The organism is Streptomyces sp. NPDC042346, assembly GCF_055581845.1.
Map to the genome: position 1 here is coordinate 1,083,956 of NZ_JBVJEH010000002.1, position 23,247 is coordinate 1,107,202.

Consider the following 23,247-nt stretch of genomic DNA (forward strand, 5'->3'; position numbering starts at 1 on the left):
GCGCCGTCAGTTCGGCACGCGGGGCGGGCGGCTGCCTGCGCACCGAACGCGCCGCGTGGCTCTCACCGGTTCGTCACGCTTCCGGTGGGTCGGCGCCCTTTCCCGCGTCGGCGTCCTCGTCCTGCTCACGAGGGCCGCGGACGGGTCGCAGGAGCGCGGCGAGGAGGACGGCCGTCAGTGTGCCGGCGACGACGCCGCTGCCCAGGATCGTACGGGCCCAGGAGGGGAATCCCGCGTACAGGTCCGGGGTGAGCAGCGGCAGCAGCCCCGCGGTGAGTGCGAGCGCGGCCGTCAGACCGCCCTGGCCCGTGCCGGACAGGTCGGCCCGGCGAAGCATCTCGACGCCCATCACGGCGATGACGGCGTAGACGACGAGGGACGAGCCGCCGACGACGGCCTCCGGTATGCCGGCCAGGGCGCGCGACACCGGGGTGGCGAGCCCGAGGCCGATGAGGAGGACGCCTGCCCCGGCGGTCACGAAGCGGCTGCGGACTCCGGTGAGTCGGCCGATGCCGATGTTCTCCGCGCTGGTGACCATGAGCGACGTGCCGAACAGTCCGCCCACCATCGAGACGAGGGCGTCGGCGCGGGCGACGCGCGGAACGTCCCGCTCGGGGGCGGGAGTCCGGCCGACGGTCTCGCTGTTGAGCACGGTCTGTCCGGTGATCTCGGCGAGGGTGGTGAGGCTGAACACGAGCAGCGGCAGGGCGGCCACGAGATCGAACCGGGGTGACCCGAACGGCAGGAGGTCCGGCAGGGCGAAGCCGCTGCCGGCCGCCGGACCGAAGGTCCCGAGGCCGGTCGTCACCGCCACGACGGTGCCGGTCGCCATCCCGATGAGGACGGAGGTCTGGCGCCAGACGCCGCGCAGGAACACGTACGCGGCGACGGTCGCCGCGACCGTCAGCGCGGCGAGGAGCACCGCGCGCGGTTCCCCGGTGCCGTCCGGGCCGGTGATGAGCCGGGCGGCGACCCGGATCATCGCGATCCCGATGAGCAGCACGGTCACGCCCATGACCAGGGGCGGAAAGAGGCGTACGACCCGGGCGTACAGGGGCAGTACGGAGAGCAGGAGCGCCGCTGCCAGGAGGACGGCACCGGTGGCGGTCGGCGCGCCGTGTTCCTGGGCGATCTGGAGGAACAGCGCGGTCGCGGCGCCGCCGGGCAGCATGACGAACGGCAGGCGGCCGCCGATCCGCCACACGCCGAGGGACTGGAGCAGGGCGCCCGCGCCGCACAGCAGCAGGACGGCGCTGAGCAGCGAGGCCGTGGCTCCCGGGGGCATCTTCAGGGTGCCGGCGACGAGGAAGACGGTGGAGACCGGTGCGGCGATCATCGCCAGGACGTGCTGGGCCGCCAGCGGTGCCAGTCGCCGCAGCGGAACCCGCGCCTGCACGGGCTCGACGGCCTCGACGGCCTTGGCGGGCCGGGGCGAGGCGGAGGCGGAGTCAGAGGCGGAGTCAGTGTCTCGGGTGGTCGTCATGCCGTCGCCTCCAGCCACGGGATGTCGGCCGCGGCGTAACGGTAGGCGCGGAAGACGGCGTTGGGTTCGGACGGGAAGAGGCCCCGGACCTCGCTCTCGTCGTATCCGGCGAAGTGGGGGACGACGTACTCCCAGCAGAGATAGCCGTCCTTCGTCACCTCGAAGAGCCGCCCGGACGGGGAGTCGGTGACGAGTGTGTTCCCGTTGGGCAGGCGCTGCGCGGAGCCCATGAAGGGCGCGAAGAAGAACTCGCGGGCCGGGTCGTGGTACTCCCATACGACGTCGCCGCCGGCCCGGTCGATCTCGATGACCCGGGAGTAGGGCACGTCGTGTCCGGGGCGGAAGACGCCGTTGTCGAAGACCAGTAGCCGCCCGTCGTCCAGTTCGGTGGGCGCGTGCTGCTGGCTGACCGTGCCGGGTCGGCTGCGCCAGAGGATCTCGCCGGTGTCGCGGCTGATGACGACGACCGCCGAGACGCTGCGCAGGCTGGCGAGGATGTTGCCGTCCCGTAGGGGCGTGACACTGTTGATCAGGGGCCAGTGCTCGCGGGCGTACGCCTCGTGGAGCGCGAAGGACTCGCGGTCGAGGTGCTCCGCGGCGCGCCAGGACCACAGGAGTTCGCCGTCCGGGCCGACTTCCCTGATGGTGTCGGCCCAGACCACGCCGTCCGCGGCTTCGGAACCGGGCACCCCGCCGCGTACCGTCGCGGCTTCGGAACCGGTCAGGGGCTCCAGGGCGGTGTAGAGGATGCGGCCGTCCTCGAGATGGTGGGCGTCGTGGTGCTGGAGGGGATCCCGGTGCTCCCGGAGGACGGATCCGTCGGGTGCCGCCCGGAGCATGACGCCGCCCCGGTACTTGTGCCACATGGGGAAAAGGGCGCGCTCGCCCGGGAGTACGCCGTTGTAGGCGAGGGTTCCGTCGGCGAGCAGCCGGGCATGGCGGCCGGGCCGGTAGGGAAGGTCCCAGCGGTGGACGGCACGGCCGCTGATGTCGACGAGGTGGACCTCTCCCGTGCCGGTGAGCGGCGCGTAGAGGGTGTAGCCGTCGTACACGGCCGCCTCGTCGCAGGCGATGAGGCCGGTGGGGCGTCGGCGGCGCGAGTTCTGGTCGATCGGGGGCATGTCGGAAGTCCAGTCGTCAGTCGTCAGTTGCCGGTCATCAAAGTTTCTTTGATGAGATCAATCGACTTTGACGGTAGAGACGTTGTGTGACGGGCGTGTGTCGGCAGTACGAAACCGTCTCCGGGTTTCCGGCGCGTGCCGCGTAGGGTGCCGTCAGGCGCCGTCGACCAGGGAGAACGGCACCGTGGGGTGGGGAAGGACGGGACGTCCATGGAGGCCGTGAACACACCGCGGGTGGGTGCCGCCGTACGCCGACGGCGGCGGGCACTCGACCTGACGCTCGCCGACGTGGCCGAACGCAGCGGACTCTCCTCCCCGTTCCTCAGCCAGATCGAGAACGACCGGGCGCGCCCCAGCATGCGGTCCCTGCAACGGATCGCGGACGCGCTCGGCACGACGGCGGTACATCTGCTCGCGGCTTCGGACGAGACCCGCACGATCGACGTGGTGCGCGCCGGCGACGACAGCGGCCTCGACCGTGAGGCACGCGTCCGGCCGGTGGTACGCGGCCGCCATCAGCTGCACGCCCTGGAGTTCGTCGGCGAGCACGAGGCGGACCGCGAGTTCCGGCACCGCAACGACGAGTTGATGTACGTGGCGGACGGCACGGCGGAGGTGGAGGCCGACGGCCGTATCCACCGGCTGTCGCGCGGGGACACCCTGCTGCTGTCCGGCGGTGTCCGGCACCGCTGGCGCACCACCGAACCGGGCTCGCGGGTCCTGGTGGTCGCGATCGGCGACCACGTGGAGGTACTGGGGTCCTGAGGGAGCGGGGCATCCCGGTGAACGCAGCGCCGCGACCGCCACCGACCGCACAGCCGACCGAATCCCCGTCGCCGCCGGAGTCCGGAAGCAACTGACCGAGGCGGCGGCGGACCGGGGCGTCGCCCCGCCCTGCTACCGCCGGCCGGCGGGCCGACCGAGGTATGCGGGGCGTGGTGCGCGGTGATCGCTCCGGGCGGCGTTCGACACGGCTCCCGGCGATGCCCCGAAGAGGGACGTCCCGCCTGAGCGCCGCCCGGGTGACGGACCGGAGCCGGAAGGAGTAGGGCCTCGGCCTTCGTGACACGCTCACTCCTATCGTGGAAGCAGACGTTGACGGTTGGCGACGAGGTGGGGTGGACAGCGGCATGGACGGGCAGCGAGTCGACTACGCGGCGGTGTTCCAGGACCTTCCCGGCATGGTCGCCCTGCTCACGCCCGACCTGGTGTACGTCGATGTCAACGAAGACTTCACACGCTTCTCCGGACGCTCCCGCACGCAGCTGGTGGGCCGCTACGTCTTCGACGCCTTCCCCGAGAATCCGCACGACCCGGCGGCCGCCGGGATGCGGGAGACCGAGGCGTCGATGCTGCGTGTGGTGGCCACCGGCGAGCGCGACACCATGGCATTGCTCCGCTACGACATCGAGGATCCCCAGCGGCCGGGCCACTGGCAGGAGCACTTCTGGAGCCCCGTCAACGCACCCGTGCTCGGTCCCGACGGCCAGGTGGTGCTGATCGTGCACCGCGTGGAGGAGGTCACTCAGCTCATCCACTCTCGGGACCCCTCGGACGACACCTCCCGGTCCGGGGTCCTGGAGGGTGAGCTCTACGCACGCTCCCGTGAACTACAAGAGGTCAACGAGCGCTTGCGCCAGGCGCACGCCCGGGAGCGGGAAGTGGCGGTGGCCCTCCAGGAGGCGATGCTGCCCTCCCCCAGCCCCGTCGGACACCACGAGGCGGCTGTGCGCTACCACCCCTCGATCAGCGGACTCAACGTGTGTGGCGACTGGTACGACCTGGTCGACCTCCCCGGAGACCGCATGGCGGTGGCCGTCGGAGACGTCGTGGGCCACGGCCTCGCCGCTGCCTGCGTCATGGGTCAACTGCGCAGCGCGCTGAGCGCGGCCACCCTTGTCGCCGATGGCCCGGCCCAGGCCCTCGACGCCCTCGGGCTGTACGCCCGCTCCGTCGAGGGCGCGGAATCGACCACAGCGGCGACGGCCTTCATCGACTGGAACACCCACACCCTCACCTACAGCAGCGCCGGCCACCCTCCGCCCGCACTGCTCGACCCCGACGGGGGCGTGACCTTCCTCGACCGGGCGACCGACCCACCGCTCGGCGCCCGCCCCGAACACGTTCCCCGCCCCCAAGCGACCGCCGCCTTCACCGAAGGCACGACACTGGTGATGTACACCGACGGCCTGATCGAGCGTCGCGCCGAGGACATCTACGACGGCCTCGCCCGCCTCGCCGACTCCCTTGAGCGGCGCAGGAAGGCCGACCCCGAGGCCCTGGCCGACGCCCTCCTCGCGGACCTCCTGCCCACCAGCGGCAACACCGACGACACGGCACTCGTCATCATCCGTCTGTGACGACCGCCCCACCGGCGGCCCGGTCGGCGCCATCGAGGCAACACGCCCCCGGTGCCGCTCGGCACGATGGTCTGATGGATCTCGGTGCCCATGAGGTTCGCCTGCGGCTCCGGGTACCGCGTGTCGGTCACCTCGGACGTCGGCGGCGCCTTGCCGGCGTGTGAGTGACGCCCCGGACACCGCCTACGCGGTGTTCACGTCCAGGAGGCGGCTCGTGCGGGTGCTCGCGCCGGTCAGGGCGAGGGGGATGCCGAGGCTTCCGCACATGCGGTGCGCGCGGGCGAGGGCGCTGAGGGTGGCGGGGGTGGGGTCGGCGGCCGGGACCGCGATGACCACGCGGGCCGGCCGGTGGCTCTGGACGAGGGCCTGGATCTGGAGGGCGGCCGCGGCCCTGTTGGTGACGTCCAGGTCGCGGTGGAGCGTCACGTGCAGGACGTCGTGGCGAATGGTGTGGCTGATGAGCATGGTGTCCCTCCGCGCAGGACGACGAGGGCCCGCAGCCGGACGCGGTGGGGCATCGTCCGAGGATGCCACGGGGATGCGTCCGGGAGCGTTCTCGTGGCGCGCTCGGCGTGGAGTGTCGGTGGCCGGTTCTCCTGAGCCCCGGCCGATTCACGTATATGAATCGGCCGGGGTCGCTGACTAGGGTGGGGAAGACCGGCGTGACCGGTCGAGATCTCGAACGCGACCCTCACCCACCAGGTGGTCTTCATGAGCCAGTTCGACCTGCCCCTCGACCGACTCCGCACCTACCGCAGCGCGTCCGTGGAGCCTGAGGACTTCGACGCCTTCTGGGCGAAGACCCTCGACGAGACCCGCGCGCATCCGCTCGACGCGCGCTTCGAGCCCGTCGCGACGGGCCTCGCCACGGTGGAGACGTACGACGTGACGTTCGCCGGATTCGACGGACAGCCGGTCAAGGGCTGGTTCGTGCTGCCGGCGGGCACGTCCGAACCGCTGCCGGTCGTGGTCGAGTTCCTCGGGTACGGAGGCGGGCGCGGCCTGCCGCACACGCATCTGCTCTGGGCCTCCGCCGGGTTCGCGCACTTCGTGATGGACACCCGGGGGCAGGGCAGCGGGTGGGCCACCGGCGACACCCCCGACCCGGTCGGCAGCGCGCCCTCCTTCCCGGGCTTCATGACCCGGGGCATCGAGAACCCGGCGACGTACTACTACCGGCGGCTGTTCACGGACGCGGTCCGCGCCGTGGAGGCGGCGCGCTCGCACCCGCTGGTGGACGCGGGCCGCACGGCGGTGACCGGGGGGAGCCAGGGCGGCGGCATCACCCTGGCCGTGGCGGGGCTGGTGCGGGACCTGGTGGCGGTGGCCCCGGACGTCCCGTTCCTCTGCGACTTCCCGCGGGCGACGACGGTCACGGACCGGACGCCCTACCGCGAGATCGGCAACTACCTCAAGACCCACCGGGGCCGCGTCCGGCAGGCGCGGGAGACCCTCGCGTACTTCGACGGCGTCCACTTCGCGGCGCGCGCCACCGCACCGGCCCTGTTCTCGACGGCCCTGGAGGATCTGACGTGCCCCCCGTCGACGGTGTTCGCGGCCTTCAACGCGTACGCGGAGGAGGACAAGGAGATCGAGGTCTACGACTTCAACGACCACGAGGGCGGCGGCGCCTTCCAGCAGGCGGCCCAGCTCCGCTGGCTGCCCGGGAGACTCCGCGGCTGAGGCCCCTGCCCCGCCGCTGACCGGCGGGGCAGGAGAAAGCCCTTCACCACAGGTCGCACGGTGTGACCGGGTCGTCACGGCACCGGCGGGTCACTATCTGACGGTGGATCAACCTTCAAAGGTTGCCCACAAGTTGCGTACATTCCCTCACCAGACGAGTCCTCATGGTCTAGATTGACCGTGCTTCACATGATCTGACACGACGTAACAAATGATGATCTTTCGAACCGGCGCCATGGACGGCACGAGGTCGCGTCCACCGCCGCCGGAGCGGAATGTTCCAGTAGCGCTGCAACAGCCAGTACGTGATGCGCGGGCGGGGCGGGGGCCTCCCGGAGCGAGGATCGGCGCGGCGCGGGAGGCGGGGGCCTCCCGAGGGGAGGAACAGCGCGGGAGGCGGGGGTCTCCCGGGGGGAGGAACCGTGTGGAGCCAACACGTCGAGCCCACTGACGCCCTGGGGGGGTCTGTGCAGCAGGGTGAATTAGTCAGCCCGTTTCCCTCGCCCCTCGGGCGTCTGGAGAACGGGGAGTTCAGCCGGACCACGATCGACTGGGAGCAGCGGTACCGCCGTGCCGTGATCACCAGCGACACCGTCGCCACCGCCTTCGTCGTCGCGGCGATCGGCGGCTTCTTCGGGGCCCGGGACGCGGCCAACTGGCACGAGAAGTGGAGGATCCTCGCCTTCGGCACCGAGCTGCTGGTGCTGGGAGCGCTGGCGGTGAGCCGGGCGTGGTCACCGGCCGTGCTCGGCCAGGGTGCCGAGGAGTTCCGTCGGCTCGGGCGCTCGCTGTTCGCGGCGGTCGTCGTCCTGGCGCTCGGCGGGATCGCCCTCACCTCGACCAACATCAAGCTCTGGATCTTCGTCGCGATCCCGGCCATCGCGCTCGTCACCATGACCGAGCGGTATCTGCTGCGTCTCTGGCTGCACAAACAGCGGAAGGAAGGGCGGTGTCTGCGCCCGGTGCTCGCTGCCGGGAGCCTGGCCACCGTGCGCGATCTGATCAACCGGACCCGCAAGTTCCCGCACCTCGGCTGGCGGGTGGAGGCGGTGTGCACGGCGGATCGTCCCGGGCGCGACGGTGACCACCTGGACGGCGTGCCGGTCGTCGGCCGGCTGGCCGACGTCGCGGGCCACGTCCGCCGCGACGGCTACCGTGTCGTCGCGGTCACACCGGACCCGCACTGGTCACCGGACCGGCTGCAGCGGCTGGCGTGGAACCTCGAAGGCAGCGACGCGGAGATGGTCGTGGCCCCCGTGCTCATGGAGGTGGCCGGCCCGCGGCTGCACGTCGACGCGGTGCTCGGGATCCCCCTGCTGCGGGTCAGCATGCCGACCTTCAGCGGCGGCCCCCGGGCGGTCAAGGAGGTCGTCGACCGGCTGGGCGCGGCGGTCCTGCTGATGCTGTTCGCGCCGCTGATGGTGGTCGTCGGGCTGCTCGTGATGGTGGACAGCCGGGGCGGTCCGGTCTACCGCCAGCGCAGGGTCGGCAAGGACGGCCGCGAGTTCACCATTCTCAAGTTCCGCACCATGGTCGCCGACGCCGACCGGGCACGGGCCGCGCTGACCGACCGCAACGAAGGCGCCGGGCTGCTGTTCAAGCTCCGCCGGGATCCGCGGGTGACCCGGGTGGGATCGGTGCTTCGCCGGTACTCGATCGACGAGCTGCCGCAGCTCTTCAACGTGCTCACCGGGTCGATGTCGCTCGTCGGCCCGCGGCCTCCGCTGCCGGAGGAGTCCGCCGCGTACGGCCCGGACATCCGGCGGCGGCTGCTGGTCAAACCGGGCCTCACCGGCCTGTGGCAGATCAGCGGACGCAGCGACCTGTCGTGGGAGGAGGCGGTCCGGCTGGACCTGCGGTACGTGGAGGACTGGTCGCTCGCGCTGGACACGGTGATCTTGTGGAAGACGCTGCGGGCGGTGCTCTACGGGCAGGGGGCCTACTGATGCGCGGGGGGCGTCGTCCGGCAGGCACGGGGAGCGCAGGCCATGAGTGCCTGCATGGGGGGAGGAACGCGTCATGAGAATCAGCGTTTTCGGGCTCGGCTACGTGGGCTGCGTGTCGGCCGCGTGCCTGGCCGGCATGGGGCACGAGGTCATCGGGGTGGACGTGAACCAGGTGAAGGTCGACCTGGTCAACGACGGCAAGGCCCCGGTGGTCGAGGAGCGGATCGGCGAGCTCATCGCCGAGGTCGTACGGACCGGAGCGCTCCGCGCCACCGACGACGTCCGTGAGGCGATCATGGGCAGCGACGTGTCGCTGATCTGCGTGGGCACGCCGTCGGAGGCCAACGGCAGTCTGTGCACCACGTATCTGGAGCGGGTCACCGAGCAGATCGGTGCCGCGGTGGCCGAGCGGGGCGGGCGGCAGACCGTCGTGTTCCGCAGCACCATGCTCCCCGGCACCTGCCTGAACCTGCTGGTGCCGATCCTGGAGAAGTACGCCGGCGGCACGGCCGGGGTGGACTTCGGGGTCGCGGTCAACCCGGAGTTCCTGCGCGAGGGCACGAGCGTGCGGGACTTCTTCGACCCGCCCAAGACCGTCATCGGCGAGCTCGACCGGGAGAGCGGCGACGTGGTGGCGGCGCTGTACGAGGGACTGCCCGGCGAGGTGTTCCGGGTGCCGGTCCCGACGGCCGAGGCGATCAAGTACGCGGACAACGCCTTCCACGGCCTCAAGATCGGCTTCGCGAACGAACTGGGCGCGGTGTGCCGGGCGCTCGGGGTGGACTCGCACCAGGTGATCGACGTGTTCCTGGCCGACCGCAAGCTGAACATCAGCTCCGCCTACCTGCGGCCCGGCTTCGCCTTCGGCGGCTCCTGCCTGCCCAAGGACCTGCGCAGCCTGGTCCACGCGGCGCAGCGGGCCGACGTGTCGGTGCCCATCCTCTCCCACGTGCTGCCCTCCAACGCCGACCACTTGCAGCGCGCGGTGGAGTTGGTCGAACGCACCGGCAAACGCCGGGTGGGCCTGTTCGGGCTGTCGTTCAAACCCGGCACCGACGACCTCCGCGAGAGCCCCCTCGTCGAACTGGCGGAGAGGCTCTTCGGCAAGGGGTACGACCTGCGGATCTACGACCCCAACGTCAACCTCTCCCGGCTGCTCGGCGCGAACCGCGAGTACATCGAGACCCGGCTGCCGCACCTCGCGCAGCTGCTCTCGGACTCCGTCGGCGAGGTGCTCGACCATGCCGAGGTGGCCCTGGTCGGGACCAAGGACCCGGCCGTGCTGTCGGCGCTGCCCCATGACGGCAGCCCGGTGATCGTCGACCTCATCCACCTTCCCGACGCCGCCGTGCGCCGGACCGAACCGGGGTACGTGGGCCTTGCTTGGTAAAGCGACCAGTGGCGCCGTCCGGCGCGCGCTGATCCTGGTGGAGAACCTGTCGGTGCCGTTCGACCGACGGGTGTGGCAGGAGTGCACGACGTTGCGCGACGCGGGCTGGGAGGTGCACGTCATCTGCCCCCGGGGGGAGAAGCGGGACACCGAGCCGGAGGCGGAGATCGACGGGGTGCGGATCCACCGCTACCCGTTGCGCGCGGCCACCGGAGGGCCCGCCGGCTACCTGCGGGAGTACGGAACGGCGTTGTGGCACACGCTCCGGCTGGCCCGCAGGGTCGGCCCGGTCGACGTGGTCCACGCCTGCAATCCGCCGGACCTGCTGTTCCTGCCGGCCCTGTGGCTGAAGCGGCACGGCGCGCGGTTCGTCTTCGACCAGCACGACCTGGTACCCGAGCTGTACCTCTCCCGGTTCGACCGCGGCGAGGACCTGCTCTACCGCGCCGTGTGCGCGCTGGAACGGCGGACCTACCGGGCCGCGGACATCGTGCTCGCCACGAACGAGAGCTACCGGGACGTCGCGGTCCGCCGCGGCGGCCGGCGGCCGGAGGACGTGTTCGTGGTGCGCAGCGCACCCGACATCGACCGCTTCCACCCGGTGCCGCCCGAGCCGGAGTTGAAGCGCGGCAAGCCCCATCTGCTGTGCTACCTCGGCGTCATGGGACCGCAGGACGGTGTCGACTACGCCCTGCGGGCCCTCGCGAAGCTGCGCGACGAGCAAGGACGTACCGACTGGCACGCGGTGTTCGTCGGCGCCGGCGACGCCTTCGACGCGATGGTCGAGCTGTCCCGGCGGCTCGGGCTCTCGGAGCAGGTCCAGTTCACCGGGCGCATTCCGGACGCCGACCTGGTGCGCTACCTGTCCACCGCGGACGTGTGCCTCTCCCCCGACCCGCGCAATCCGCTCAACGACGTGTCGACCATGAACAAGGTCCTGGAATACATGGTGATGGGCCGGCCGATCGTCTCGTTCGACCTGCGGGAGGCGCGCGTCTCCGCCGGTGACGCCGCCGTCTACGCGCCCGCGAACGACGAGGCCGCGTTCGCCGGGCTGATCGCGCGGCTCCTCGACGACCCGGAGGAGCGGGCCCGGATGGGCAAGACCGGCCAGGAGCGGATCGGCGGGGAGCTCTCCTGGCGGCACTCCCAGCAAGCGCTGCTGGCCGCCTACGCCGCCGCCTGCCGCGACCACACCCCCGTGTCGGCGAGCGGCCCGGTCAAGACAGGGAAAAGGCCCCGCCGTTGAGCGATGACACCATACGCCTGGTCACGATCGGGCGGATCATCCGTCGGCGCTGGCGGCTTCTCACCCTCCTCACCCTGGTGGGTGCGCTCGTCGGCCACGGCACCTCCTTGCTGCTTCCGCCGCGCTACACGACCTCGGCGTCGGTCCTGCTGCCGGGGGCGTGGGAGGAGCGCGAGCTGCTGACGCAGGCGGAGATCGCGACCAGTTCGGTGGTGGTCGACCGGGCGGCCGCCGCGCTCGGCTGGGCCGGGGTCGACGGCACCGAGCTCCGCGACCGGGTGAGCGCGGAGGTCGCCGACGGGAACATCATCACGATCTCGGGCACGGCCGACACCGCGGAGCGCGCGCAGCGTCTCTCCGACCGGGTGGCCGGGGAGTTCGTCACCTACGCCGCGCAGATCGTGGGCAACGACACCGACCCCAAGGCGGCGGGGCAGCCCGAGGCACTGCGGAAGCTGGTGGCGCAGACCAGCCGCCGCATCACCGAACTGGCCGACGCGGCCGGTACGGGACGGACCGTGGAGAGCGTGCAGACCCGCACCGAGCTCGCGAAGCTGCGGACCGCGCTGCAGGAGTCCGTGGACAAGCTGGACAAGGCCGAGCCGGCCGACAGCAAGGCCAACCTGGTCGTCATGGGACCGGCGGCCCGGCCCACCGGCGAGGCACCGCCGACGCGGACGCAGCTCGTCGTCGCCGGGGCGCTGCTGTTCTTCCTGCTCACGGTCATCGGCCATCTCGCCGCCGCGCGGATGAGCCGCCGGCTGCGGACCCAGCCGGAGATCGCCGCGGCACTGGGCTCGACGCTGCTCGGCAGCGTCGACGTATCCGGTGAACGGTCCGCGCACCGGCCGGGAGGCCGTGGCCCGCGGGCCCTGCTCCGCCGGCTCCTCGGCGTCGACACCCGGTGGGACCTGCCGACGCCGCGGGCCTCCGACGACGAGGAGGCCCGGCAGATCCGCTACCGGCGGGTGTGCGCCCGCCTCCGGGACCGGCATCCGGCCCCCCGGCGACTGCTCGTCGTCGTCCCGGACGGCGACGAGATCGCCCGCCGGGCCGCCGGGCGGCTCGTCGCCGAGGCCGGAAACGATCCGTCCCCGGACTCGTCGAGCGGGGAGTCCCCCCTGCTGCGGGTGGTGGGGGTCTCCGTGTCCCGGCCGATGGTGCCGGACCACGGCCCGGAGTCCGGTGCCCTGGTCGTGCTCAGCGCGGGCAGCTGGACCGCGCCGGAGCTCGCCGGGATCGCCGAGGCATGTGCCGACGCCCGGCACGAGCTCGTCGGCATCGTCCTCGCCGGCCCGGTCCGGGCCCGTCCGCCGCGTCCCGCCGGCCGTCGCCGCGATCCCGCCGAACCGGCGGTCGCGGTCGGCGCCGACACCACGGGAGGTACGCGGTGACGACGCATACGACATCGGAGCCGTCGGCCGCCGCTCCGCTCCTCGACTTGCAAGTACTGGTGGTGGCGGTGCGCAGGCGCCGCCGGCTCTGGGGCTCCCTCGGGCTGCTCGGGCTGCTCCTCGGCGTGGCGCTGGCCGTCCTGCTGCCGACGCCGCCGACCGCGGTGACCAAGGTGCTGGTCGCGCATCAGGAGGACCAGCCGAACGACCCCGGCACGCTCATCCGCACCGATGTCGCGCTGCTGCAGACCACCCGGATCGCCGGCCATGCACTGGCGGCCCTCAAGTCCCCGGACAAACCGGAGGACTTCATGAAGGACTACACGGGGATCGGGCTGACGAACAACGTGCTGCAGATAGAGGTGACGGGTGAGAGCGACGCGGAGGCGGTGGCCCGCACCCAGGCGCTGGCCGACGCGTTCATCGCGGACCATGTGCGGCGGATAGAGGAGGCGGCGAACTCCGAGGCCAAGGCGCTGACCGATCAGCGCGACCGGCTGCGGGAGGAGCTCACCCAGGTCAACAAGGCGATCGGAGACGCGTCCTCGGAGAGCGGTCCGAAGACGTCGGCGAACATGGAGTCGCTCTTCGCCCGCCGGGCCGAGCTCAACTCGCGGATCGCCGATCTCGACCAGCGCGCCGCGGAGGCGCGTATCGGCACGCCCCACCTCATCGCAGGCACCCAGATCGTGGACGCCCCGCGCCCGGTGCGGCACTCCCTGCCCAAGACCGCCGCCACCCAGGCCGCGATCGGGCTCGCCCTCGGACTCGCCCTCGGGCTCGCGGTGGCCGCCGTCGGCTCGGTCGTGGCGGACCGCCCCGTGCTGCGCCGCGAGATCGCGGCGCACCTCGGCGCCTCGGTCGTCGCCGAGCTGCCCCGCCGGTCGCCCCGGCCGTGGCGGCGCCGGCGGATCCGGGCGGCACGGACCCGGCTCACGGCGTCCCTTGCCCGTACCGTGCGCGACTCCCCTGAACCGCTGTCGCTGCTGGAACTGGGCTGTGCGCGCGGCACGAGCGCGCTCGCCCTGGACCTCGCCCGGGAACTGGCCGCGGACGGGCCCATGGTCGTCGTCGACGGTCTGCCCGGACAGCCGCTGACCCACCGCCGCCCGAAGGCCGGAGACCCGACCGTGGTGGGCGCCGAGCTCGCCGCGACCGTGTCCCGCCGGCAACTCCGCCTCGGTGTCGGCTCGGTGGCGCCCGGTACGGCGTGGGCCGACCTCCCGTACCTCGGCACACGGACCGTGCTCGTCGTGCGTGCCGGGCACGGCAGCACCGCATGGCTGCACACCGTGGCGCGGCAGCTCGCCGAGCAGCGCATCGCGGTGATCGGGGTGGTGCTGAGCGACCCCGACGCGCGCGACCGGACCGACGGCACGCTGTGGGACGGGCCGCACACGGCGCCGCGCGGACGGATCGACCGGCCCGCCCGGCAGAGCGGGACGGGCCCGCGGCGGCCGGAGCGGGTGCCGATGTGGGCCGCGCGGATCCCGGACGACGACGCCCCGCGGATCCCGGACAACGACCAGGAGGTGCGGTAGAGATGTGTGGCATCGCAGGCACGTACCGATGGCCGGACGGGAAGGCCGTCACGGACCGGCTCACCGATACCCTCGCCCACCGCGGTCCGGACGGGGCGGGCCGGTACGGCCACCCCGTCGGTGACGGCGACGTGCAGCTCGGGCACCGGCGGCTGGCCATCGTCGACCTGTCCGAGACGGGCGCCCAGCCGATGGTGTCGGGCGGCCTCGTCCTGACGTACAACGGCGAGCTGTACAACGCGCCCGAGCTGCGTGCCGAACTGGCGGCCGCCGGGGTGCGCTTCCGCGGCACGTCCGACACCGAGGTCCTCCTGGAGGCCTGGCGCCGCTGGGGCACGGACTGCCTGCCCCGGCTGCGCGGCATGTTCGCGTTCGGGATCTTCGACGAGCGGACCGGTGAGCTGGTGCTCGCCCGCGACCAGCTCGGCATCAAGCCGCTGTTCCTGCTCCGGCGCGGCGAGGGCCTGGTGTTCGCGTCCGAGCTCAAGGCGCTCGCCGCCGCCACCGGCGGTTCGCTGGAGGTGGACCACGGGGCCCTGGTGGCCTCGCTGCTGTACTACTGGGTGCCGGACTCGCGGTGCGCGTTCCGCGAGGCGGAGAAGCTGCCGCCGGGGAGCTGGCTCCGGTGCCGGCCCGACGGACGGGTGGACCGCGGCCGGTTCTGGAACCTGCGGGACGTCGCCGCCGAGGGCCGGGAGCGGGCCCTGGCCGGGGAGCGGCCGGACATCGGCGCGATCGTCGAGGAGTCGACGCGGCGCCATCTGCTGTCCGACGTGCCCGTGGCGACCTTCCTCTCCGGCGGGCTCGACTCCAGCTATCTGACCGCGCTGGCCGCCCGCGACCAGCCCGGGATCTCCGCCTACACGATCGGGTTCCGAGCCGAGGACGCCAAGTTCGAGGCGATGCCGGACGACCTGCGGTACGCCCGGCAGGTGGCCGAGCGGTTCGGCGTCGACCTGCACGAGATCGAGATCGCTCCGAACGTCCTCGACCTGCTGCCGCAGATGACGTACCACCTGGACGAGCCGATCGGCGACCCCGCCGCGATCAACACGTTCCTGATCTGCTCGGCCGCCCGGGAGGCCGGGGTCAAGGTGATGCTCTCGGGGATGGGCGCCGACGAGCTGTTCGCCGGGTACCGCAAGCACCTGGCCAACCTCATCGCCCTGCGCTACCAGCGCGTCCCGCGACCCCTGCGGAGCGGACTGTCCCGGGCCGTGGACCGGCTGCCGGTCGCCACGGCCCGCCGGGGATACCGGTCGGTGCGGTTCGCGAAGCGGTTCCTGTCCTTCGCCGATCTGCCGGAGGAGACGGCCTTCCGGCGCAGCTACACCATGTACGACCAGGACGAGCTGCTCGCCCTGGTCGACCCGGACCTGGCCGGGACGGTCGACGACGTGCTGACCGAGCACGCGGACGTCTACCAGGACAACGACCTCGACGACTTCGTGAACCGCATGTGCCTGGGCGACGCCCGGATGTTCCTGCCGGGTCTGAACCTCGCGTACACGGACCGGTCGAGCATGGCCGCGTCGACCGAGGTGCGCGTGCCGTACGTGGACGTCGAGGTGGTCAAGGCGGCGTTCGCCGTGCCCGGCGATCGCAAGATCGTCGGACGGCAGGGCAAGGCCGTCCTCAAGGAGGCGGCCACGTCGATCCTGCCCCGGGAGATCGTGTACCGGCCCAAGGGCCTGTTCAGCGCGCCGCTGCGCGCCTGGATGAGCCGGGACCTGGCACCGCTGGTGCGCGAGGTGGTGAACGACGGCGTCCTCGTCAACTCCGGGATCCTGCGCCGCGACGCGCTGGCCCGCATGGTCGCCGAGGACGCCGCCGGGCAGCGGGACTTCTCCAAGCATCTGTGGCATGTGCTGACCCTCGAGTACTGGTATCGCGGCGCGACCTCCGCGTCCGACCGGAGCACTCACTCGACGGCGTAGAAGACAGCTGAGAAACAAGGGGACTTCGGGTGAAGCAGGTTGTGCAGAACTACAAGAGCGGCGAGCTGGCGGTGCTCGACGTGCCGGTGCCGGGGTGCAAGCCGGGGGGTGTGCTGGTCCGCAGCGCCTACTCGCTGATATCCACCGGGACCGAGCTCATGAAGGTGTCCGAGGCCGGCATGTCGATGCTGGGCAAGGCCCGCTCCCGCCCGGACCAGGTGGCCAAGGTCATGCAGAGCGTGGCCACCAACGGGGTGCCCGCCACCTACCGCAAGGTGATGGGCAAGCTGGACTCGTACACGCCGCTGGGCTACTCGCTGTGCGGGGTCGTCGAGCAGGTCGGCGCCGGGATCGACGACGTGAAGGTCGGCGACCTCGTGGCCTGCGCAGGCAACGAGCACGCGCTGCACGCCGAGCTGAACTGGGTGCCGAAGAACCTCTACTCCCCGGTGCCGGACGGCCTCCAGCCCCGGCACGCGGCCTTCGGCACCGTCGGGTCGATCGCGTTGCAGGGCGTCCGCCAGGGCGAGCCGCAGCTCGGCGAGGTGGCGCTGGTCATCGGCCTCGGGCTGATCGGGCAGCTGGTGGTGCAGCTGCTCACCGCCGCGGGTGTCCGGGTCGTCGGGGCCGACCCCGACCCGGTGCGCTGCGAGCTCGCCGAGCGCCTGGGCGCCGTGGCCTGCGGCGATCCGGCGTCCACGGCCGTGGAGGCCGCCGTCGCCGAGCTCACCGGCGGTCACGGCGTGGACCAGGTGTACCTGGCCGCCGGCGGCGGCAGCAACCAGCCGGTCGAGCTGGCCGCCCGGTTGAGCCGGGACCGCGGCCGGGTCGTCGACATCGGCAAGTGCCGCCTGGACCTGCCGTGGAACGCGTACTACGAGAAGGAACTCGACGTCCGGTTCTCCCGCTCGTACGGTCCCGGCCGGTACGACCCGGAGTACGAGCTCGACGGGCGGGACTACCCGATCGGCTACGTGCGGTGGACCGAGCGCCGCAACCTGGCGTGCTTCCTCGATCTCCTCGCCCACGGCAGCGTCGACGTGGAGCCCCTGATCTCCCACATCGCCGCCTTCGACGACGCCGTCGAGACGTACCGGCGCCTGAAGGACGGCGAGTTGAAGGCCGTGGCCGTGCTGTTCCGGTACCCCGAACACGCGGGGGAAGGGGCGGGGGAAGCGGAGGCCCCGGCGGTGACGGTGCCCGCGGTGCGACGCGGCGGCGGAGCTCCCGCCCCGGCCCGGTCCGCGAAGGGGCCGGTGCGGCTGGCGTTCGTCGGTGCGGGGAACTACGCGACGTCGATGCTGCTGCCGCACCTGACCGGGCGCGACGGCGTCGAGCTGTCCACGGTCGTCACCACGACGGCGCTGTCCGCGGCCAACGCCCAGCGGAAGTTCGGCTTCGCCCGGGCGACCACCGACCTCGACACCGTGCTCGGCGACCCGGCCGTCGACGCGGTGTTCGTGGTCACCCGCCACAGCTCGCACGCCGAACTGACCCAGCGGGCACTGCTCGCGGGCAAGGCGGTGTTCGTGGAGAAGCCGCTGGCGCTCACCGAGGACGAGCTGGCCGGTGTGCTCGCGGCGGTGGAGAAGTCCGGCAACGACCGGCTGCAGGTGGGCTTCAACCGCCGCTTCGCGCCGCTGCTCCAGGAGGCCAGGAAGCGGTTCGGCACCCGGACCGGTCCGGCGAGCCTCCGCTACCTGGTCAACGCGGGCCGGCTCCAGCACGGCAGCTGGTACCTGCGGCAGGGCACCGAGGGCTCGCGGTTCGCCGGCGAGGGCGGGCACTTCATCGACACGGCGAGCTGGCTGCTCCAGGCCGACCCCGTCTCGGTGTACGCGGTCGCCACCCCCGGCAACGACGACGTGCAGGTCGTGCTGCGCTACCCGGACGGGTCCACCGCCACCCTCAGCTACGTCACCACCGGCGCGCCCGGCTTCCCCAAGGAGACGCTGGACCTCGTCGCGGACGGCAAGGTGCTGAAGCTCGACGACTTCGTCCGTGCCTCGGTCCACGCGGACGGCACGGCCGGCCCCAAGCGGTGGGTCAGCTCACGGCTGCCCAAGGCCCGGGACAAGGGCCAGTCCGCCGAACTGGCCGCGTTCGTCAGGGCCGTACGGACCGGCGGGCCGATGCCGGTGTCGCTGGAGTCGCTGGTCGCCACCACGGCGGCCACCCTCGCCGTGCAGACCGGGCTGGCCTCCGGCGCGCCGGTGACGCTGGCGGGCGCGCGATGACCATGAGCGCGGGCTGGTACCTGCGGCGGCTGTCCCGGATGGGGCCGCGGGAGGTCGGCGGCCGGCTGGGCGACACGGTGCGCAGGCGGCGGTGGCGGGCGACGCCGCCGGACTGCCCGCCCGTCACCGGCGCCCGGTTCACCGCCGTACTGCCTCCGGGGACGCTCGCCACGGTGCCGCCGGACGCCGCGAAACGGCTCGTCGCCGAGGCGGACCGGCTGATGGCCGGGCACGCCGAGTTCTTCGGGGTGGTCCGCGACGACCTGGTCGACCCGAACTGGTGGTACGACCCGAAGACCGGGCGCCGGGCCCCGTGGGGGTACGCCTTCGACGTGCCGTACCGGGACGAGGAGGTGGTCGGGGACATCAAGCAGATCTGGGAGCCGTCCCGGCACCAGTACCTCACCGTGCTCGCCGCCGCCTACGCGATCACCGGGGACGAGCGGTACGCCGAGCGCGTGGCCAAGCACCTGCGGTTGTGGTGGGCGGCCAACGCGCCCCTGCGCGGTGTGCACTGGATCAGCGGCATCGAGCTGGGGATCCGGCTGATCTCCTGGGTGTGGATCCGCCGGCTCCTCGACGGCTGGCCGGGCGCGGCCGGGCTGTTCGAGGACAACCCGGTGGCCCGGAACCAGATCTGGCACCACCAGCGGTGGCTGGCCGCCTTCCCCAGCCGGGGGTCGTCGGCGAACAACCACGTCATCGCCGAGGCCGCCGGGCAGTTCGCCGCGGCCTGCGCTTTCGGGTGGTTCCCCTCCTCGGCGCGCTGGCGGGCCGGCGCGCTGCGGTCGCTGGAGCGGCATCTGCGCGGCAACACCTTCGACTCCGGCCTCAACCGCGAGCTGGCCACCGAGTACCACGGACTCGTCCTCGAACTCGGTCTGGCCGCGGTGGCCGAGGCGGACGCCGCCGGTGTGCCGGTCCCGGCGTCGGTCCGGCAGGTGCTGCTGCGGATGACCGACGCGCTCGCGGCCGTCGTGGACGGCCGGTTGCGGCCGCCGCGCCAGGGGGACGCGGACGACGGGCACGGTCTGATCGTGGACGGCGAGGGCACCGACCGCTGGGCCTCGCTCCTCGCCACCGGGGACGCCGTGTTCGGGCGGCTCGCCTGGTGGCCGGCGGTGACCGGCACCGACGTGCGCACCCCGCTCCTCGCCGCGCTCGTCGTGCCGTACGCGAAGAGCGGGACCGCACCGGCCGTGACCCGCCCGGCAAGCCGACCGGCCCATTTCGCCGACGCGGGCATGACCATCCTGCGCGGTCCCGCGGAGATCTGGTGCCGCTGCGACGGTGGGCCGCACGGGTTCCTGTCCATCGCCGCGCACGCCCACGCGGACGCGCTGTCCGTGGAGGTCCGGCACGACGGGGTCGACGTGCTCGCCGACCCGGGGACGTACTGCTACCACGGGCAGCCCGAGTGGCGGCAGTACTTCCGGTCGACCATCGGCCACAACACCCTGCAATGGGACGGCGGTGACCAGTCCGTCTCCGGTGGGCCGTTCCTGTGGACCCGGCATGCCCGCAGCCGCGTCCTCTTCGCTGAGACGTCCGACGCCTCCGACGCGTCCGACGCGTCCGACGCCTCCGCCGGGGGGACGGCCCGCTGGTCTGCCGAGCACGACGGCTACCAGCGCTCCGTGCACCGCCGCAGGGTGGAACTGACCGCCGCGAGCCGGGAGCTGCGGGTGGTCGACGAGGTCCGCGGCGAGCGCGGGCCCGTACGTCTGGCGTTCCACCTCGGTCCGGCGATCTCCGCGGACCTGGTGGGCGACCGGGCCGCGCTCACCTGGACCCGGGACGGCGAGGAGCGCTCCGCGGTGCTCGACCTGCCCGGGCAGCTGTCCTGGCGGGCGCATCGCGGGGAGACCGATCCACCGCTGGGCTGGTACTCCGCCGGCTTCGGGCGCAAGGAGCCCGCCACCACGCTGGTCGGTACGGGCTTCGCCGACGGCGCGGCGTCGTCCGGGGAGTTCACCACCGTACTCAGGTTCCACGGCTAGGGGGCGCGGGGTGTTCACGAGGCGGCGCCGGGCATCGCCGGTGGCGGCGCTGGCGCTGGTCCTGGCGGCGGCGACCGGCTGTACGAGCACGTCGGGCGCGGAGCCGTCCGGCACGTCCGCCACGTCCGGCGCGCCTTCCGTGTCGGGGGCGCCCGCCACCTCCGGGGCGCCTTCCGGAAGCGCCGGGGCGCCCGCCGCGTCCGTGGCCCGCGTGTGCGACAAGGCGGCGCCCGGGCCGGCGACGGCGCCGGCGGGCGCGGTGACGGTCGACCCCGCGGTCGTCGGTGACCTGGCCGCGAAGACCGAGAGCAGCCCCCCGCACACCACGTTCTGGCTTCGGCCGGGCACGCACCGGCTCGAACCGGACGCCTACGCCCAGGTCATGGCCAAGGAGGGGAACCGCTACCTCGGCGCGCCGGGCGCGGTGCTCGACGGCCGGAAGACCAACCAGTACGCGTTCGGCGGCACCGCCCGTGACGTCACGATCCGCTTTCTGACCGTGCAGGGGTTCGTCGCGCCGAACAACGAGGGCGTGGTCAACCACGACATGGCCGACGGGTGGGTGATCGAGCACGCGACGATCCAGTACAACTCCGGGGCCGGACTGATGGCCGGTGCCCGCCAGCGGCTCCGCGCGAGCTGCCTGCGCGGCAACGGCCAGTACGGCATGAACGCGTACAAGACCGGTGACTCGATCCGCGGCCTGGTCGTCGAGGGCAACGAGGTCGTGGGCAACAACACCGACGACTGGGAGCGGCGGGAGCCGGGCTGCGGCTGCACCGGAGGCATCAAGTTCTGGGCCGTCGACGGCGCCGACGTACGCGGCAACTGGGTGCACGACAACCGCGGTGCCGGGTTGTGGGCGGACACCAACAACAACGACTTCCTCTTCGAGGGCAACGTCCTGGAGGCCAACGACGGTGCCGCGCTGATGTACGAGACCAGCTACAACGCGATCATCCGGAACAACACGATCCGAGGGAACAACCGGGTCGAGGGCCGCGAGTCCGCCCGTGGCGACGACTTCCCGTACGCGACCGTCTACGTCTCCGAGGCCGGCGGCGAACCCCGGGTCCCGGCCCGCACGGACAAGATCGAGATCTACCGGAACACGCTGGAGAACAACTGGAACGGGATCACCCTGTGGGAGAACGCCGACCGGTTCTGCAACAGCCCGGCCAACACCTCCACGGACTACTGCACGCTGCTTGTGAAGGACACCGCCCGCTGCGCGCCTCCGGCCATCGCCACGGCGCCGCTCTACGCCGACTGCCGGTGGAAGACCCAGCGGGTGGAGATCCACGACAACCGCTTCGTCCTGGACGCGTCCGTCGCCGGGTGCGCGGCGGAGTGCGGCCGCATGGCGGTGATCGCCAACTCCGGTTCCTCGCCGGACTGGTCTCCGTACCGGGGCGAGCGGGTGCCCGAGGCGATCACCCGCGGACAGGGGAACCGCTGGTACGACAACGTCTACAGCGGACCGTGGAGCTTCGCCGCCGGCGACCCGGGCGGGAAGCTCGACTCCCGGCAGTGGCAGGGCCCGCCGTACCGGCAGGACGCGGGCAGCACCTTCGCCCCACGGGCCGGTGGTTGAGATGAACGGAGACTTCCGGCGCTTCGCGCTGCCGGGCGGCCAGGACACGGCGGACTCGGCGAGCACGGCGGACAGGCGGCCCGGTGCCGCACCGGGCCCCACGGGCACCCCGAAGGCCGTCGGTATCGCCTGGGCGCTGCTGGCCCTCAACACGCTGGGCTCCGCCGGGGCGAAGACCGTCGTCCCGCTCCCCCGCTCCCTCATCCAGATGGCCACCATGGGCGCGCTGGTCGTGGCGTTCGGGCTGGCGCTCGCGCTCAATCTCCGGCTGCGCATCCGGCCCAGCGCCTTCGTGTTCCTGCTGACCCTGCTCCTGGTGCCGAGCGTGATCGCCAGCGTGCAGCCGGACGTCGGGTTCGGCTCGCTGTTCCGCTGCGCCCGGCTGGCGCTGTTCGTCGGCACGCTGTGGCTGCTCAGCCGCTGGTGGGACGGCACCCTGACCTTCGTCAGGTACCACATCCGGATGTACTTCGCGGTGCTCGTCCTGGTCGCCGTCGGCTTGGTCGTCGCACCGGGCACGGCCATGCCCGAGTACTACGGCGGGCGGCTCGTCGGCGCGCTGTGGCCGCTGACCCCGCCGCAGATCGGCCAGTACGCCGCCGTGATCATCGGGCTGGCCGTGCTGCTCCTGCTGGGCCGCCGGACGACCGGGGCCGCCGCGGCGACGGTCATCGTGCCGTCGGCCGTCCTGCTGGCGATGACCCATACCCGGACGGCCACGCTCGGCCTGCTCATCGGCCTGGCGCTGGCGATCGGCTCGCTCGTCCTGACCAGCGCCGCCGCCCGCCGGTTCTTCGCCTGGGCGGTGCTGTGCGCCGCGGTGGCCGCCGTCGTGTTCAGCTCCGCGCTGCGGTCCTGGTTCCTGCGCGGGCAGAGCCAGGAGAACTTCGCCAACCTCACCGGCCGGGCCAAGGTCTGGGACGCCCTGCTGGCGGCGCCCCGGACGACCGGGGAGAAGTTCTTCGGCACGGGCCTGGGCGACAAGTCGTTCGACGGGCTGCCGATCGACAACAGCTGGCTGGCCGTCTACGACGAGCAGGGTCTGATCGGCGTCACCCTCGTGGCGGCGATGATCATCGTGCTGGGCGGCGTGGCCCTGCTGCGGCCGCCGTCGCTGCCGAGGGCCTGCGCGATCTTCCTGATCAGCTACTGCGCGCTCTCCTCGTACACCGAGGTCGGTCTCGGTGACGCCTCGGCGTATCTGCTGCATCTGACCCTGGCCGCCTCGCTGCTCGTGGCACCCGCGGCGGCCCCGCCCCTGCCGACGGTCGAGATCCCTCGGCCGCGTATCCCGCGATGGGCCCGGAGGTGA

Annotated in this window: 16 protein-coding genes; 13 read left to right on the forward strand and 3 right to left on the reverse strand. The window is 72.5% G+C overall.

Annotation, left to right across the window (positions count from 1 at the left end; genetic code table 11):
* Nucleotides 1-73: 73 nt before the first annotated feature.
* Entirely contained in the window at nucleotides 74-1,483 is a 1,410-nt protein-coding gene (locus tag ACZ6K0_RS13405) for a uracil-xanthine permease family protein (protein ID WP_469232129.1), read from the reverse strand.
* Nucleotides 1,480-2,604, reverse strand: a complete 1,125-nt coding sequence (locus tag ACZ6K0_RS13410; RefSeq protein ID WP_469232131.1) for an arylsulfotransferase family protein — start codon at nucleotides 2,602-2,604, stop codon at nucleotides 1,480-1,482. Before ACZ6K0_RS13410 ends, ACZ6K0_RS13405 begins: the two co-directional genes overlap by 4 nt.
* Before the next feature lie 210 nt (nucleotides 2,605-2,814).
* Between ACZ6K0_RS13410 and ACZ6K0_RS13415 the strand changes: the two genes are divergently transcribed.
* On the forward strand, nucleotides 2,815-3,369 hold the full coding sequence (locus tag ACZ6K0_RS13415) for a helix-turn-helix domain-containing protein (protein WP_376409866.1): 555 nt from the start codon (nucleotides 2,815-2,817) through the stop codon (nucleotides 3,367-3,369).
* A gap of 365 nt (nucleotides 3,370-3,734) precedes the next feature.
* Nucleotides 3,735-4,964 (forward strand): PP2C family protein-serine/threonine phosphatase, encoded by a 1,230-nt coding sequence (locus ACZ6K0_RS13420; RefSeq protein ID WP_469232133.1) that lies wholly within the window; start codon nucleotides 3,735-3,737, stop codon nucleotides 4,962-4,964.
* Between the two features lie 183 nt (nucleotides 4,965-5,147).
* Here the strand turns inward: ACZ6K0_RS13420 and ACZ6K0_RS13425 are convergent, their stop codons facing one another.
* Nucleotides 5,148-5,429 (reverse strand): hypothetical protein, encoded by a 282-nt coding sequence (locus ACZ6K0_RS13425; RefSeq protein WP_376409872.1) that lies wholly within the window; start codon nucleotides 5,427-5,429, stop codon nucleotides 5,148-5,150.
* A gap of 246 nt (nucleotides 5,430-5,675) precedes the next feature.
* Between ACZ6K0_RS13425 and ACZ6K0_RS13430 the strand changes: the two genes are divergently transcribed.
* The 11 genes from ACZ6K0_RS13430 (at nucleotide 5,676) to ACZ6K0_RS13480 (ending at nucleotide 23,247) form a co-directional block, all read left to right on the forward strand.
* Entirely contained in the window at nucleotides 5,676-6,647 is a 972-nt protein-coding gene (locus tag ACZ6K0_RS13430) for an acetylxylan esterase (RefSeq protein ID WP_376409875.1), read from the forward strand.
* Nucleotides 6,648-7,114: 467 nt separating this feature from the next.
* Nucleotides 7,115-8,593 carry a sugar transferase gene (locus tag ACZ6K0_RS13435; protein WP_376409878.1) on the forward strand — a complete coding sequence of 493 codons (1,479 nt, stop codon included), beginning with the start codon at nucleotides 7,115-7,117 and terminating at the stop codon, nucleotides 8,591-8,593.
* Nucleotides 8,594-8,666: 73 nt separating this feature from the next.
* Nucleotides 8,667-9,983, forward strand: coding sequence for a nucleotide sugar dehydrogenase (locus ACZ6K0_RS13440; RefSeq protein WP_376409881.1), 1,317 nt, complete (start codon nucleotides 8,667-8,669; stop codon nucleotides 9,981-9,983).
* Nucleotides 9,973-11,232 (forward strand): glycosyltransferase family 4 protein, encoded by a 1,260-nt coding sequence (locus tag ACZ6K0_RS13445; protein ID WP_469232136.1) that lies wholly within the window; start codon nucleotides 9,973-9,975, stop codon nucleotides 11,230-11,232. The genes ACZ6K0_RS13440 and ACZ6K0_RS13445 overlap by 11 nt, the downstream gene beginning before the upstream one ends.
* Complete coding sequence (locus ACZ6K0_RS13450) at nucleotides 11,229-12,626, forward strand: Wzz/FepE/Etk N-terminal domain-containing protein (RefSeq protein ID WP_376409887.1); 1,398 nt, start codon at nucleotides 11,229-11,231, stop codon at nucleotides 12,624-12,626. Before ACZ6K0_RS13445 ends, ACZ6K0_RS13450 begins: the two co-directional genes overlap by 4 nt.
* Nucleotides 12,623-14,167: a Wzz/FepE/Etk N-terminal domain-containing protein gene (locus ACZ6K0_RS13455; protein WP_469232139.1), complete on the forward strand. Its 1,545-nt coding sequence runs from the start codon at nucleotides 12,623-12,625 to the stop codon at nucleotides 14,165-14,167. The genes ACZ6K0_RS13450 and ACZ6K0_RS13455 overlap by 4 nt, the downstream gene beginning before the upstream one ends.
* A 2-nt stretch (nucleotides 14,168-14,169) precedes the next feature.
* Nucleotides 14,170-16,104, forward strand: coding sequence for an asparagine synthase (glutamine-hydrolyzing) (gene asnB / locus ACZ6K0_RS13460; protein ID WP_376409893.1), 1,935 nt, complete (start codon nucleotides 14,170-14,172; stop codon nucleotides 16,102-16,104).
* Between the two features lie 29 nt (nucleotides 16,105-16,133).
* Complete coding sequence (locus ACZ6K0_RS13465) at nucleotides 16,134-18,341, forward strand: bi-domain-containing oxidoreductase (protein WP_469232142.1); 2,208 nt, start codon at nucleotides 16,134-16,136, stop codon at nucleotides 18,339-18,341.
* Nucleotides 18,338-20,341 carry a heparinase II/III family protein gene (locus tag ACZ6K0_RS13470; protein WP_469232144.1) on the forward strand — a complete coding sequence of 668 codons (2,004 nt, stop codon included), beginning with the start codon at nucleotides 18,338-18,340 and terminating at the stop codon, nucleotides 20,339-20,341. Before ACZ6K0_RS13465 ends, ACZ6K0_RS13470 begins: the two co-directional genes overlap by 4 nt.
* A 10-nt stretch (nucleotides 20,342-20,351) precedes the next feature.
* Complete coding sequence (locus ACZ6K0_RS13475; RefSeq protein WP_469232146.1) at nucleotides 20,352-21,935, forward strand: right-handed parallel beta-helix repeat-containing protein; 1,584 nt, start codon at nucleotides 20,352-20,354, stop codon at nucleotides 21,933-21,935.
* A gap of 1 nt (nucleotide 21,936) precedes the next feature.
* Nucleotides 21,937-23,247: an O-antigen ligase domain-containing protein gene (locus tag ACZ6K0_RS13480; RefSeq protein WP_469232148.1), complete on the forward strand. Its 1,311-nt coding sequence runs from the start codon at nucleotides 21,937-21,939 to the stop codon at nucleotides 23,245-23,247.